This is a genomic window from Leifsonia sp. 466MF (genome assembly GCF_900100265.1).
GTDB lineage: Bacteria > Actinomycetota > Actinomycetes > Actinomycetales > Microbacteriaceae > Leifsonia.
In genome coordinates this window covers 3,015,318-3,028,760 of the sequence record NZ_LT629696.1, presented here as the reverse complement: position 1 = coordinate 3,028,760, position 13,443 = coordinate 3,015,318, and the positions used below count along the sequence as shown (strand labels likewise).

The following is a 13,443-nucleotide window of genomic DNA, read 5'->3' as shown; positions in this document are numbered from 1 at the left end:
GTCAGTTATAGGGCAACGTCGGCATCCCCGCAATCCATGCACGCCACGATTCGCCGATTAGAGCAAATACACCGCAACGGATGTGCGGCAGCCGCGAGAGATGGCCCGGCCGCCGACACAAACCGACGCACGGCACATTCACGGCTGATCGGGTATTGTCCGGCTGCCCGCCCTCGCCGATAGTGGTCTCGTGAGGACTTTCGGGGTGGAGGAGGAACTCCTCCTGGTAGACGCGCGCGGGATGGCCACGCCGGTGGCTCCGTCCGTCCTTGCGGACGCTCCGCCGGTCGTCGACGGGCCGTCGGTGAGCGCGGAGTTCCAGCAGGAGATGATCGAGACGCAGACGCGTCCGCAGCTGCAGACCAGCGAGCTGCTGCTCGACATCATCGGCGGCCGCGAGCTCGCCGACGGACTCGCTCAACGTCACGGCGCCCGGGCCATCGCCGTCGGGATGTCGCCGATGCGGCTCCGCCCGCACGTGACCGACGACCCCCGCTACGCGAAGATGATCGAGCGCTACGGGCTCACGGCTCGGGGCACCCTCGTCTGCGGCTTCCACGTGCACGTGGGCATCGAGTCGCGTGAGGAGGGCGTCGCGGTGCTCGACCGCATCCGCACCTGGCTTCCGACCCTGCTCGCCCTGAGTGCGAACTCGCCGTTCTTCGGCGGAGCGGACACCGGGCACGCCAGTTACCGCTTCGCTGCATGGCACCAGTGGCAGAGCGCCGGACCGACCGACGTGTTCGGCTCGGTGGAGGCGTACGACCGGTTCGAGCGCTTCCTGGTCGACACCGGCGTCATCCTCGACACGGGGATGCTGTACCTCGACGCGCGCGTCTCGCACAAGCAGCCGACGGTCGAGGTCCGGGTCGCCGACGTCTGCCTCGACGCCCGCGACGCCGCGGTCATCGCGGCACTCGTCCGCGCCCTCGTCGACACGGCGGCGGCGGACTGGCAGGCGGGCGTTCCTCCCGCGCCCGTCCCCTCGGCGGCGCTGCGCCTCGCCGAGTGGCAGGCGGCGCTCACCGGCGTCCGCGGCTCGCTGCCGCATCCCGTCACCTGGCGCGAGGTGCCGGCGGTCGAGGCCATCGACGCGCTGCTGTCGCACACGGCGGCCGCACTCGAGGCGAACGGGGATCTGGTGCTGGTGCGCCGCGGCCTCGCGCGCATCCTCACCACCGGTGGAGGAGCCGGCCGTCAGCGCGCGGCGTTCGAGCGTCGAGGGCGGATGCGCGATGTGGTCGCGCTCGCGGTCTCGGCCACCCACGAGCAGTCGGAGGACGACGACCTGGTCGTCGCCTGACCCGTCCGAGCCCGGTGGCGCTCTCTGTGATGGCGCGCGTGTTCACGCGCTGTCACGCGGCCTTCCGCCCGCGGGGGATCGCGCCTATTCTGCGGTCATGACGGAGAAGGAGCTCGCCCACCAGCACGCCGTCTACACCTACGGCTCGCTGCCGCTGACGCTCATGTACAGCCCCACCGCGACCGCGGCATGGGAGGTCTACTACGGCTGCGAGTACCTCGGCCTGATCGAGGAGGTCCACGACACCGGCGAGCTGTGGCCGGCGTTCGTCGCCCGGCTTCCCGGCGAAGAGGAGGACGGCGAGGGCATCCCCGCCCGCGACTGGCGGGTGGCCGTCGAGGTGCTCGCGGGGCAGGCGGGGCTCTAGCGCCCGGTGCCGTGCGCTCCGGTTCGCCGCGTCAGAACGCGAACTGCGACCACTCGTCGCGCGCGAGGGAGACCTGCTCACCGCGCGAGTCGACGATCCAGGAGTCGGATGTGCATCCCAGGTACGTGCAGAGCAGGGTCTCGCTGGACCACCCGTCCGCCGAGCGCACCCACCGCACCAGATGCACATCCTGACCGGGCTTCGGAACGTTCCCGATCGGTGATTCGAATGTCGTCACGCTGCACCCCTCCCCTCGGGCGGCCTGTCTGACCACGACCCTAGCGGGGTACACGACCGGGGGACAAGAGGTGCGGGCGATCAGTTGCCGCTGTCGTCCTCGAGCGGATCGAACTCGTCGTGCTCCGGCTCGACGAAACCGTCGGCGTCGTACGGTCCTTCCCCGCCCCCTTCGGCGATGGCGTCGGTGTCGACCGGTTCGCCCGAGGGCGTCTCCGGCCAGTTCTCCTTGGCGTCGCTCATGGCGTCCCTCCCGGATCGCTGTCGCGTGGATGCTCTGAGCGCGATGGTAGACGGCTCTCGGGCTCCCGGGTAGGGCCGCCGGGCAGGGACGCAGCTCACTCGCCGGGTTCGCGCCCGGTGAGCCGGACCTCCTCCACGTCGAGCCGCCGCTGGATGTCGCGCAGCACGATGTCGTCGATCTCGCCCTCATCCCGCAGCCGGACCACCTCTTCGCGTTTGCAGTGCAGCAGCGCCAGCCGGAGCTCGGTGTCCTGCCGGCTCCGCTCCGCCGCCTCCTCGCCGTCGCGCGACTCGTCCTCGACCTCGAGCAGCTCGAGGTGCTCCTCGAACTCGCCCTGGATGCGCTCGCTGATCTCGGGGTCGACGCCGAGCCGTTGGGCGAGCTGCGGCAGCTCGTCGAGGGCCGCGCGGGTCGCGCTCGTCTCGGCAAGCCGCAGCTCGTGCCCGACCGACTCGTCGGAGGGAAGGTGCGCCCAGCGGACGACCGCCGGGAGGACGAGGCCCTGCCCGACCAGCGTCACGACGATCACGCCGGTGGTGACGAACACGATGAAGTCGCGGCCGGGGAACGGGGAGCCGTTCTCCAAGGTCGTCGGCACGGCGAGAGCGGCGGCGAGGGAGACGGCGCCGCGGAAGCCGGAGAGCCCGCTCACGACGCGGGCGCGGTCGCTCATCCGGCGCTTCTTCTGCTGCGGGCGCCGATCGAGGAGCCGGATCAGGTACACCGTGCCGAAGAGGTAGGCGAAGCGGACGGCGACGATGACGGCGGTCACGGCGGCGATCGCGACCAGTCCCATCCCGACGTCGACCGCCGCCAGTTCCATGGTCGAGCGCGGCAGCTCGATGCCGACGAGGACGAACAGGCTGGCGTTGAGCAGGAAGGTCGTGAAGGTCCAGAAGGCGTCCGACTGCCTCCGCCCCTCGGCCACGCCGATGCGGGGACCGGCCTGGCTGATGATCAGCCCGGCGACCACCACGGCGAGCACCCCGGAGGCATGCACCAGCTCGGCCAGCAGGTATGCCACGAACGGGGTCAGCAGCATGGCGATGTTCTGGGTGATCGCATCCCGGAGCCGACGGCGGGCGAGGATGGCGATCCAGGCGACCAGGGCGCCGATGACGGCTGCGCCGACGTACGCGATGAGGAGGGTCAGCGTGACGGCGCCGACGCTGACATCGGTGTCGCCGACAGTGAACCCGACCGCGAGGGACCACAGCACGAGGGCCGTCCCGTCGTTCACCAGGCTCTCCGCGCGCAGGATCGTGACGTTGCGGCGGGGGAGCGAGCGCGTGAACGAGGTCATCGCCGTCGCGTCGGTGGGCGCGATCGCGGCGCCGAGCGTCCACGCCGCACCCCACGGCAGACCCATCGCATGCGCCAGCACCGCGACTGCGGCGGCGGTGACGACGACGAGGCCCGTGCTCATCAGGACGATGCCGCGCAGGTTGGAGCGGATCTCCCGCAGGGAGGTGGTCAGGCTCTCCCAGTAGAGGATCGCCGGGAGGAAGAGGAACAGCACCACCTCCGGCGCGAGTTCGATGTCGCGGAACAGGGGGATGAACCCGATCAGCACGCCGATGCCGACGAGGAGGAGCGGCTGGGCGATCCCCGTCTTCCGCGCGATCACCTTGGTGAGCAGGGTGGTGACGCCGATGACGACGACCAGTTCGAGTCCGAGCACTGGACCTCCTTCTGCCGCACATCCTCCCGCGGTGTCGGGTGCGCCGTAACCCTCGGCGGGTGGATGTGCAACCCGCATGTCGGAGGTCCGCGCCATCATGAGCAAATGACGGAACGCGGGCCCTCGACGACGAACCGCAGCACGACGCGCACCGGCGGTCCGGAGCCCGAGCTCAGCGATCCGCGGGTGCCCGCGACCCCGCACGGGCGGCTGGGAGTAGCCGGCGGCACCGCGCTGTACATCGCGGCGGTGCTCGGCACGGGCATCCTCGTGCTCCCGGCGCTCGCCGCGGCCGCCGCCGGTCCCGGCGCGATCCTCGCCGTCGCGGCGCTCGCCCTGATCTCGGTACCGCTGGCGAGCACCTTCGCCGCGCTCGCGCGACGGCACCCCGACGCGGGCGGCGTCGCCACCTTCGCGCGGCGTGCGTTCGGTCCGGACGCCGCCCGCGTGATCGGGTACTGGTTCTTCTTCGGCACACCCATCGGCGCGCCGATCGCGGCGCTGATGACCGCCCGATACGTGGTCGCGGTGATCGGGGGCGACGCGCTCAGCACGACCCTGATCGCCATCGGGCTGATGGTGATCCCGGTCATCGTGACGGCCTTCGGCGTGCGGTTCGCCGCTTCGGTGCAACTCGTCCTATCGGGCGCGCTCGTCGCGGTGCTGATCTTCGTGCTGGCGGCGGCGGCGCCGCACGCGCGCCCAGAGAACCTCGAGCCTCTGCTCCCGCACGGGTGGGCGGGCGTCGGACTGGCCATGAGCCTCTACATCTGGGCCTTCGCCGGGTGGGAGGCCGTCGCCGGGATCGGCGGCGAGTTCCGGAACCCCCGGCGCGATATCCCGCGGGCGACCGCGCTCGCGCTGGTCATCGTCTCGGTCGCGTACCTCGCCATCCAGGCTGTCACGGTCGTGGTGCTGGGTGGGAAGGCGGCGACGAGCGATGTCCCGCTGCTCGACCTCGTCCGGGTGGCGACCGGTGACGGAGGAGGCGTGGTGGTCGCCGTGATCGCCGCCATCGTCGTGACCGGCGTCTTCAACGCCTACCTCGCGGCCTTCAGCAAGCTCGGCGCGGCCATGGGACGCGACGGCGACCTCCCCGCATGGTTCGGCCGGGGCGTCGAGAACGGCGCGGTCGCCCGGCGCGGGCTGCTGCTGTCGGCTGTCGTCATGGCTCTGTACTCGGTCGTCGTGCTGGCGAGCGGCGACCTCCAGCCGTTCATCCTCGTCCACACCAGCATCGCGGCCGCGGTCTACGGCCTGGGAGTGGCGTCGGCGTTGCGCCTGCTCCCGGCGCGCTCGCTCGGCTGGTGGATGGCGCTGATCTCGTGCGTGCTCGCGGCCGGGCTGCTCGTGCTCGCCGGATGGCATCTGGTCTTCCCCGCGGTCGCGGCCGTCGTCGCGCTGGGGGTCGGCGCCCTCTCGCGCTCGCGCCGTCGGCGTTCCGGGCGGCCTGCTGGAGCCGATCCCGCATAATAGGGGCAGCCGCGGCGCCGCCGCGCGCGTCGCGACGCACGGGAGGGGGCGCGGTGACCGAGCATCAGCGGGCCTCCAGCATGCGGGATGTCGCCGCCCTCGCCGGCGTCTCGCACCAGACGGTCTCGCGCGTGATCAACGGTCATCCGAGCATCCGGGAGTCGACGCGGCAGCGGGTGCTGGTCGCCATGGACCAGCTGCACTACCGGCCCAATCGCGCCGCCCGGGCGCTGGTCACCGCCCGATCGCGCACCATCGGCATCCTCTCGACGTCCGCCGCGGCGCTCTACGGGCCGGTGTCGAGCATCAACGCCATCCAGGATGCGGGCCGCGCGGCCGGCTACTTCATCGCCGTCGCCCAACTCGCCGACCTCGAGCCGGAGTCGATCGCCGCCGGCCTCGACCACCTGCTCGCGCAATCGGTCGAAGGGCTCATCGTCATCGCGCCGCAGGAGGTCGTGCTCCAGCGGCTCGAGACGGCACGCCTCGACGTCCCGTACGTCACCCTGCTGGGCGGTCCGGCGTCGGTCCAGCGCGAGCTCACCGTCGACCAGGTGGCCGGCGCCCGGGCCGCGACCCGGCATCTGATCGACCTCGGCCACCGGCGGATCGTCCACCTGTCGGGGCCGCTCGAATGGTTCGAGGCGCAGGCCCGCGTCCACGGCTACCGGTCGGAGCTCGCCGCCGCCGGCCTGACTCCGATGCCGGCGCCGGAAGGCGACTGGACCGCGGAGTCCGGCTACCGCCTCGGGCGCGAGGTGCTCGGCGATCCGGAGGTGACGGCGGTGTTCACCTCCAACGACCAGATGGCGCTCGGCGTCTATCACGCGGCGCACGAACTGGGTCGGCGGATCCCCGAAGACGTGAGCGTCGTCGGCTTCGACGACATCGCCGAAGCCGCTCACTACTGGCCGCCGCTCACGACCGTGCTGCAGGACTTCACCCAGCTCGGCCGGCGGAGTGTCGAGAACCTGGTGACCGAGATCGAGGGCGGGACGGAGCCGACGCCGGTGACGCTGCGGCCCGACCTCGTGGTCCGCGCCTCCACCGCTCCTCCCGTCTCCGTCGGCTGACGCCACCGGCCGACCCGGGCGCTCGGGACCGGCCCCGACCGGCCCCGACCGGCGTCGGCGGCTCGGCCTAGGCTGGAGCCCATGAGCTCGCGCGACCTGGATTCGGAGACCGCGGCCCCCGCCACCCCCGATGTCGCGCCGGCCGGCGGCGTGCTGAGCGCACCGTTCCGCTGGACGAGCATCGGGATGTGCCTCCTGATCACGCTCGCGGCCTTCGAGGCCCTCGCCGTGACCACGATCATGCCCACCGTCAGCCGCGAGCTCGACGGCGCCTCGCTCTATGCGTTCGCCTTCGCCGGTCCCCTCGCGGTCGGCGTCGTCGGGATGGTGACCGCCGGCGCGTGGACCGACCGCGGCAATCCCCGGTCGGCGTTGATCGCCTCCGTCGTCCTCTTCGCGGCCGGTCTCCTCACCGCGGGACTGGCCCCGACGATGGGGGTGTTCGTCACCGGGCGCCTCGTGCACGGTCTCGGCGGCGGAGCGCTCACCGTCGTGCTGTACGTCATCGTGGCCCGGGTGTATCCGCCGCGACTGCATCCCCGGATCTTCGCCGGCTTCGCCGCGGCGTGGGTCATCCCGTCGCTGATCGGTCCGTTCATCGCGGGCGTGCTGAGCGAGACCGTCGGCTGGCGCTGGGTGTTCCTGGGCGTCGTCGCGCTGACCGCCCTCGCCATGCTGATGGTGGTTCCGGTGATGCGCGGCGTGCGCCGGGCTCCCGATGAGCCGGGGTCCTTCCCGGTCGGGCGCATCCTGTGGTCCCTGCTGCTCGCCGTGGCGGTGCTCGCCCTCACTCTCGGCGCCGAGGCGTCCGGCCCGATCCAGTGGATCGTGCCGGTGCTCGCCGTGGCGGTCGCGGCTGTCGCGATCCGTCCGCTGGTGCCGCGGGGGACGCTGGTCGCGCGTCGCGGTCTGCCGAGCGTCATCCTGATGCGTGCCATCGTCGCCGCAACCTTCTTCGCTTCCGAGGTCTACGTACCGCTCATGATGGTGACCGAGTACGGGCTCTCCGCCGCCATCGCCGGCCTCGCTCTCACCGCGGCCGGCCTCAGCTGGTCGGCGGCCTCGTGGGCGCAGGGCCGCTTCCCCGGCATCGGCAACCGTCTGGCCGCACGCCTCGGCGCCACCGGGCTGACCATCGCCCTCGCGTCGCTCATCGCCACGGCTGCCTGGCACCTCGATCCGTGGGTCGTGGTCGTCGGCTGGGCGTTCGCCGGCGCCGGCATGGGTTTCGTGTACCCGCGCCTCGGCGTCCTCACGCTGCACTACTCGACGACCGCCGACCAGGGTTTCAACAGTTCCGCCCTGACGATCGCCGACTCCACCGGCTCCGCGGTCGCGCTGGCTGCGACGGCGGTCGTCTTCGCGGCCCTTCGCGGCCTCGGCGGCGGCGTTCCGTTCGTCGGGGCGTTCGCGGTGACAGCGGTGCTCTGCGGCCTCGCGTGGGTCGTCGGCTCGCGACTCGTGCGTCGCTGACGCGCCCGCATACCAGCGCTGGAGGATCGCCCTGGTATCGTGTGGTACTCCTTGGTATGCACATGGAGGCAGCATGCAGACGGTCGACCAACCCGCGATCCTCGTGAGCCATCTCGGCTACGACACGGGAGCGCCGAAGGCCGCCGTGCTCGTCGGGTTCGATGTCGCTCCGCGCCTTCGGATCGAGCGACTCGACGACAGCGACACCGTGTCCGTCGCCGTCGACTCACCGCAGCGCGTCTCCCGGTGGTCGGCACGGCCCTACGCCCGCGCGGACTTCTCGTCGATCACGACGCCCGGTCGCTATCGGCTCGTCGCCGACACCGGCGAGGGCGGGGTCGCGTCGGCGCCGTTCGTCATCGCGGAGGACCGCATCCCGAGCCTCGTCGTGTCCGACATCACGGCGATGTTCCGCGCGCAGCGGTCGAGCGGGGAGATCGATCGCAAGGATGCCGCAGCGCGCTTCTACGACGACGACTCCGGCCGCACGGTGGATGCACGCGGCGGCTGGCTCGACGCATCCGGTGACTACAGCAAGTTCCTCAGCCATCTCACCTACACCCGGATGATGAGTCCGCAGCAGATCCCGCTCTGTGCCTGGGCACTGCTGACCGCGGGCCGGGAGCTGCGCACGGCGCATCCGGGCTTCCGGACGAGTCAGTATCCGCGGCTCCATGACGAAGGCCTGTTCGGCGCCGACTTCCTGGTGCGCTTCCAGGATCCGAGCGGCTTCTTCTACACGGCCGTCTTCGACGCGCTGACGAAGCGGCTGGAGGAGCGCGTGATCACGGCGCCGCTCCAGGACAGCGTCCGCACCCAGCGGTGGCAGGCGGCGTACCGCCAGGGAGGGGGCCTCGCGATCGCCGCGCTCGCTCTCGCCTCGTGCGCCGACGACGAGGGCGATTTCCGTCGCGAGGAGTACTTCGCCGCGGCGGTGCGCGGCTTCGAGCATCTGGAGCAGCACAACCGCGACTATCTCTTCGACGGCGAGGAGTCGATCATCGACGACTATTGCGCGCTGCTCGCCGCCGCGGAACTGCTGGCAGCCACCGGCGGTACCGGGGTGGAACGACAGGCATTCGCTGCGGCGGGGGCGCGCCGCGCAGAGTCCATCGCACAGCGACTTCGCGACGGCGAGACCGGGGCATGGCTGGTGGGCGACGTGGAGGGGCGGCCCTACTTCCATGCGGCCGAGGCCGGCCTGCCCGTTGTGGCACTGCTGCGCTGGGCCGAGGTGCTCAGGCAGGGCTCGGCAGCGGGCACGGACACGGACGCGGCCGCAGCCGACGCCGCGGAACGCACCGCGCTCGCCATCCTCACGGGAGTGCTGCGGCGCACGGATGCCGTGCCCAATCCGTTCGGCTACCCGCGGCAGCGCGTCCAGCCCATCGGAGCGGAACCGCGCGACGCGTTCTTCTTCCCGCACGAGAACGAGACCGGGTACTGGTGGCAGGGCGAGAACGCCGGGCTCGCGTCCTTCGCCTATGCCGCAGCCGTGGCGGCGCGTCTGCCGCAGATCGACGAGCGGCTCCGGGCCCGCCTCCGCCGGCTGAATGCCGACGTGATCGCCTGGGTCGGCGGCCTCAACCCGTTCGACTCGTGCATGCTCCAGGGCCGCGGGAGGAACGGAGTGGAGTACTCCGCGGTGTATCAGAACACCCCGGGAGGCATCGTCAACGGCATCACCTCCGGCTGGACGGACGAGGAAGGCGTCGCCTTCCTCCCCGCCGACGCGCCGGACGGGGAGGAGTGGCGGTGGGCCGAGCAGTGGATCCCGCACTCCGGCTGGTTCCTCCTCGCCGTCTGCGCCGGCTGAGCAGCCGACCGGAAGACGTGGCCCTCAGGCCTCCGGGAGAGGTGCAGGGTCCTCCTCCGAGAAGTCCATCGCGGGCGGCTTGCGCCGGAAGCCGGAGGTGAGGATCGCGAGCAGGACGACGCCGATCAGCACCCAGATCCCGCCGGCGATGAACGTCGTCAGGGAGAGGCTGGTCCAGAGCCAGACGGTGAGGGCGAAACCGATCAGCGGCGCCACCAGGTGCGCCAGCACGGCACGCGTTCCCCGCTCGTGCTGGTCGATCAGGTAGTGCTTGATCACGGCGAGGTTCACGAAGCTGAAGGCGACGAGCGCGCCGAAGGAGATCACCGATGCGGCGACGTCCAGCGGCAGGAGCAGTGCGCCGATGAGACCGACAACGCCGACGATGAGCACCGACAGCCACGGCGTCTTGAAGCGCGGGTGGATGGCGGCGAACACGCGGCGTGGCAGCTGGCCGTCGCGGCCCATGGCGAACAGGATGCGCGCGACACTGGCCTGCGATGTCATCGCAGAGGCGAAGCTGCCGGCGATGTAGGCGGCGGTGAAGAACGTGAACAGGGCTCCGCCGCCGATCCGCGTCATCACGTCGAGCGGAGCGGAGTCGGTGTCGGTGAAGTTCGTGAAGTCGGGGAAGACCAACCCGGCGACGTAGGCGGTGACGATGAAGAGCAGGCCGCCGACCAGGGTGCACAGGATGATCGCGCGTGGGATGCTCTTCCTGGCGTCCTTCGCCTCCTCGCTGAGGGTCGAGACGGCGTCGAAGCCGAGGAACGCGAGCGCCAGGATGGCGGCGCCAGCGGCGATTCCGCCCAGCGTCGTGTTGCCCGAGAAGAACGGGTCGAGCAGGTTCGGGACGGTCGCCCCGCCCGAGAGGTACGCGATCCCGGTGGCCACGAAGACGACGATGAAGACGATCTGGACTCCGACGAGCGCCAGGTTGGCGCTCGACACCAGGGTGATGCCGATCACGTTCAGCAGGGTGACGACGACCACCGATCCGACCACCCACACCCACGCCGGAACCGCGGGGAAGGCCGCATTGAGGTAGATGCCGATGACGAGGTAGTTGAGCAGGGGGAGGGCGAGGTAGTCGAGGAGCAGCGTCCACCCGGTCAGGAAGCCGAGATGGCGGCCGAAGGTGCGCTGCGTGTACGTGTAGGCGGACCCGGCGACGGGGTAGGCCCGCACCATGCTGGCGTAGCTGCCGGCGGTGAACAGCATCGCGATCGTCGTGACGAAGTAGGCGCCGGCGAGGTGGCCGCCGGTGGTCTCGGTGACGAGACCGTAGGTGGTGAAGACGGCGAGCGGCAGCATGTAGGCCAGGCCGAAGAGCAGGAGGGACGGCGTGCCCAGGCTACGCTTCAGTCGCGGACCGGCGGGAGCGGCGGTGCTCGAGGGTCGGGAGGTGGTGGTCACGGGTGTGCCCTTCGTCGAAGCCGGAAAGCGGTTACCCGGGAATGTATAGCTTTGGTGCGCGATTGGTAAAGAGAAATTTTCGGAAGCGACGGCGGGCGCCCCACCGGGCTCACGGCTCGATGACGGCCTTCACGAATCCGGAGGCACGCTGGGCCATCAGCTCGTAGGCCGCATCCACCCCGTCGAGCGCGAAGCGATGCGTGATCAGCGGCGCGAAGGTGAACCCGCGCGAGGCGACCTGCGCCAGGGCATCCCGCATCGCCCGCATGACGCGCGGATGGTCCGGGCAGAAGCCGTTGACCACCGTCGCGCCCTTGTACCAGAGCTCCATGTCGAAGGGGGCGGTGCCCGCGTGGTGGTATCCGACGACGCACAGGGTGCCGAAGGGCCGGACCAGCAGGGATGCGGTGGCGAGTCCCGGCGTCACCCCGGTCGCCTCCAGCACGACGTCGGCGCGGGGGTCGGCGGTCCCGGCACCCTCGGCGGCATCCACGAATGCGGCGACCTCGTCCGGGTGCAGGGCGACCGCGGCGCCGAGGGCGAGTGCGCGCTCCCGCGCCTCCGGGTTGGGGTCGACGGCGATGACGGTGCGCGGTGCTCGGGCCAGCGCGAGCTGCAGCAGCCCGAGACCCATGAATCCCAGTCCGACGATCGCCACGCGGGCGCCGGGGCTGAGCGGGGTGCGGGAGATCGCCTCCTCGAGTGTCGCGATCGGCTCTCCGATGGCGTGAGCCGGCTCGATCCCGGCGGGGACGGGAAGGAGCAGGTCCTCCTCCAGGAGGGCGTGGGTCGCGAAGCCGGGGCCGCCGAGGCCGGTCACGAACTCGCCCTCCTTCCAGCGCGACGCGGAGGATCCCACGGCGACGACGCGGCCGGAGATCTCGTGCCCCAGCTCGATGGGCTCGCCGCCGTCTCCCGGTCCCCGCAGCCATGGGGAGAGGTCGGAAGTGCACACGCCGCTGGCGACGATTTCGACGAGCACCTGGCCGGGGTGCGGCTCCGGAGTGGGGGCCTCCTCGATGCGGGAGGTGCGGGCGGCGACGACACGGCTGATCAGCATGCGAGCAGTGTAGCGCGGTGGTCCGTTGTGGTCTTATGTGGATGCGCGCTCGGGTCGATGAAAACCGGTCACACATTGTTTCGACCGCGTAAACGAAGAAACCATCTCTTGTTACCGCTCACATTCTGTCTTAGTCTGGCATTGGGTGGTATCGATCTGGGATACAGTCGGGTCCACCCCGCAGCCGATTCGGCACCCGAGAAGTTCAATGGAGAAGCACATGCAGACGTACTCTGCGGTCGTCGTCGCCGCCGGTGGGCAGGGCCGGGTCCACGCCGCCGCCTACCAGGCCGACGAGCGGGTGCGACTCGTCGGGGTCGCCGATGTCGACAGCGGCGCGGCCGACCGGCTCGCGACCGAACTCGGAATTCCGCGGAGCTACTCCGACGTCTCGGCGATGCTGCGCGAGGAGCGACCGGACATCGTGAGCGTGTGCACGCCTCCCGCCTTCCGCCGCGCCGTGGTCGACGCGGCGATCGACGCGGGTGTCCGCGCCATCCACTGCGAGAAGCCCTTCGCGCTCAGCTATGGCGATGCCGTCGCGATGACCGAGCGTGCGGCCGATGCAGGCGTCAAGCTGACCGTCAATCTGCAGCGCCGGTTCGAGCCGGTGCACCGCTTCGCCCGGGCCCAGCTCGACGACGGCGCCATCGGCGAGCTGGTCAGCATCGAGGGCTACTGCCCGAACCTCTTCGACTGGGGCAGCCACATCGTCGACCTCGCGCTGTTCTACCGGCACGACGAGCCGGCCGAGTGGGTGCTCGGACAGATCGATGTCAGCACCAACCGCTACGTCTACGGCGCGTTCGTGGAGACGTCGTCGCTGACGCAGGTCGCCTGGTCCGACGGCGTCCGCGCGACCATCGCGACCGGTCGTGAGCCGGCCACGCCCATCCTGAACCGCGAGAACAACCTCGGGCTGATCCTGCAGGGCAGCCGCGGCAGGATCGTCGTGAACGGCCAGGAGTGCATCGTCCAGCGGTTCGGGGTCGACGGCATGCGCTTCGCGTCCCCGTACGCGAGCGATCCGTCGACCTGGGACCACGGGATCGATCCGGCCATCTTCGCCTGCACCCGCGAGGCCGTCGCCGATCTGGTCGACGGCCTGCAGACCGGCGAGGAGCCGGTTCTGGCCGCGCGCCACGCTCTCGCCGGCGCGGCCATCGTCTTCGCGACCTACGAGAGCAGCCGGTCGCGGGGCCGCGTCGGGCTGCCGCTCCGGGTGTACGACAACGCCCTGCTCAGCGGGCTCGACGAGGGACTGTGGTCGCCGGTGGGCGAACTGCGGTCGACGTGGTGA

General features: G+C 71.0%; 12 protein-coding genes. 7 read left to right on the top strand and 5 right to left on the bottom strand.

What is annotated here, in order from left to right; all coding sequences use genetic code 11:
- Window positions 1–190 precede the first annotated feature (190 nt).
- Window positions 191–1,303 carry a glutamate--cysteine ligase gene (locus tag BLR91_RS14395; protein ID WP_157694626.1) on the top strand — a complete coding sequence of 371 codons (1,113 nt, stop codon included), beginning with the start codon at window positions 191–193 and terminating at the stop codon, window positions 1,301–1,303.
- 97 nt (window positions 1,304–1,400) lie between these two features.
- Window positions 1,401–1,670, top strand: coding sequence for a hypothetical protein (locus BLR91_RS14390; protein ID WP_089881006.1), 270 nt, complete (start codon window positions 1,401–1,403; stop codon window positions 1,668–1,670).
- A 31-nt stretch (window positions 1,671–1,701) separates the two neighbouring features.
- Here BLR91_RS14390 and BLR91_RS14385 read toward each other — a convergent pair whose 3' ends face one another.
- The 3 genes from BLR91_RS14385 to BLR91_RS14380 all read right to left on the bottom strand — a co-directional run bounded on the left by BLR91_RS14385 (window position 1,702) and on the right by BLR91_RS14380 (window position 3,832).
- On the bottom strand, window positions 1,702–1,908 hold the full coding sequence (locus BLR91_RS14385; protein ID WP_018189822.1) for a hypothetical protein: 207 nt from the start codon (window positions 1,906–1,908) through the stop codon (window positions 1,702–1,704).
- Window positions 1,909–1,988: 80 nt separating this feature from the next.
- Entirely contained in the window at window positions 1,989–2,150 is a 162-nt protein-coding gene (locus BLR91_RS20195; protein WP_018189823.1) for a hypothetical protein, read from the bottom strand.
- Window positions 2,151–2,245: 95 nt separating this feature from the next.
- Window positions 2,246–3,832, bottom strand: coding sequence for a Na+/H+ antiporter (locus tag BLR91_RS14380; RefSeq protein ID WP_018189824.1), 1,587 nt, complete (start codon window positions 3,830–3,832; stop codon window positions 2,246–2,248).
- Window positions 3,833–3,937: 105 nt separating this feature from the next.
- Here BLR91_RS14380 and BLR91_RS14375 point away from each other — a divergent pair, with 105 nt between their 5' ends.
- The 4 genes from BLR91_RS14375 (at window position 3,938) to BLR91_RS14360 (ending at window position 9,667) form a co-directional block, all read left to right on the top strand.
- Window positions 3,938–5,305, top strand: a complete 1,368-nt coding sequence (locus BLR91_RS14375; RefSeq protein WP_089881009.1) for an APC family permease — start codon at window positions 3,938–3,940, stop codon at window positions 5,303–5,305.
- 53 nt (window positions 5,306–5,358) lie between these two features.
- Window positions 5,359–6,378, top strand: a complete 1,020-nt coding sequence (locus BLR91_RS14370; protein WP_089881012.1) for a LacI family DNA-binding transcriptional regulator — start codon at window positions 5,359–5,361, stop codon at window positions 6,376–6,378.
- A gap of 81 nt (window positions 6,379–6,459) precedes the next feature.
- Window positions 6,460–7,851, top strand: a complete 1,392-nt coding sequence (locus BLR91_RS14365) for an MFS transporter (RefSeq protein WP_089881015.1) — start codon at window positions 6,460–6,462, stop codon at window positions 7,849–7,851.
- 73 nt (window positions 7,852–7,924) lie between these two features.
- Window positions 7,925–9,667: a cellulase N-terminal Ig-like domain-containing protein gene (locus tag BLR91_RS14360; RefSeq protein WP_089881017.1), complete on the top strand. Its 1,743-nt coding sequence runs from the start codon at window positions 7,925–7,927 to the stop codon at window positions 9,665–9,667.
- A 24-nt stretch (window positions 9,668–9,691) separates the two neighbouring features.
- Here the strand turns inward: BLR91_RS14360 and BLR91_RS14355 are convergent, their stop codons facing one another.
- Window positions 9,692–11,083 (bottom strand): APC family permease, encoded by a 1,392-nt coding sequence (locus tag BLR91_RS14355; RefSeq protein ID WP_089881021.1) that lies wholly within the window; start codon window positions 11,081–11,083, stop codon window positions 9,692–9,694.
- 109 nt (window positions 11,084–11,192) lie between these two features.
- The gene (locus BLR91_RS14350; RefSeq protein ID WP_089881025.1) at window positions 11,193–12,143 is read right to left on the bottom strand and encodes a zinc-binding dehydrogenase; all 951 of its coding nucleotides are present in this window, start codon (window positions 12,141–12,143) and stop codon (window positions 11,193–11,195) included.
- Window positions 12,144–12,363: 220 nt separating this feature from the next.
- Here BLR91_RS14350 and BLR91_RS14345 point away from each other — a divergent pair, with 220 nt between their 5' ends.
- Window positions 12,364–13,443, top strand: a complete 1,080-nt coding sequence (locus tag BLR91_RS14345) for a Gfo/Idh/MocA family protein (protein ID WP_231918932.1) — start codon at window positions 12,364–12,366, stop codon at window positions 13,441–13,443.

What these genes read in the sequence shown, in the direction of transcription:
- BLR91_RS14390 (WP_089881006.1), top strand. Translation starts at nt 1,401, where the DNA reads ATGACGGAGAAGGAGCTCGCCCACCAGCACGCCGTCTACACCTACGGC.
- BLR91_RS20195 (WP_018189823.1), bottom strand. Translation starts at nt 2,150, where the DNA reads ATGAGCGACGCCAAGGAGAACTGGCCGGAGACGCCCTCGGGCGAACCG.
- BLR91_RS14375 (WP_089881009.1), top strand. Translation starts at nt 3,938, where the DNA reads ATGACGGAACGCGGGCCCTCGACGACGAACCGCAGCACGACGCGCACC.
- BLR91_RS14365 (WP_089881015.1), top strand. Translation starts at nt 6,460, where the DNA reads ATGAGCTCGCGCGACCTGGATTCGGAGACCGCGGCCCCCGCCACCCCC.
- BLR91_RS14360 (WP_089881017.1), top strand. Translation starts at nt 7,925, where the DNA reads ATGCAGACGGTCGACCAACCCGCGATCCTCGTGAGCCATCTCGGCTAC.
- BLR91_RS14350 (WP_089881025.1), bottom strand. Translation starts at nt 12,143, where the DNA reads ATGCTGATCAGCCGTGTCGTCGCCGCCCGCACCTCCCGCATCGAGGAG.
- BLR91_RS14345 (WP_231918932.1), top strand. Translation starts at nt 12,364, where the DNA reads ATGCAGACGTACTCTGCGGTCGTCGTCGCCGCCGGTGGGCAGGGCCGG.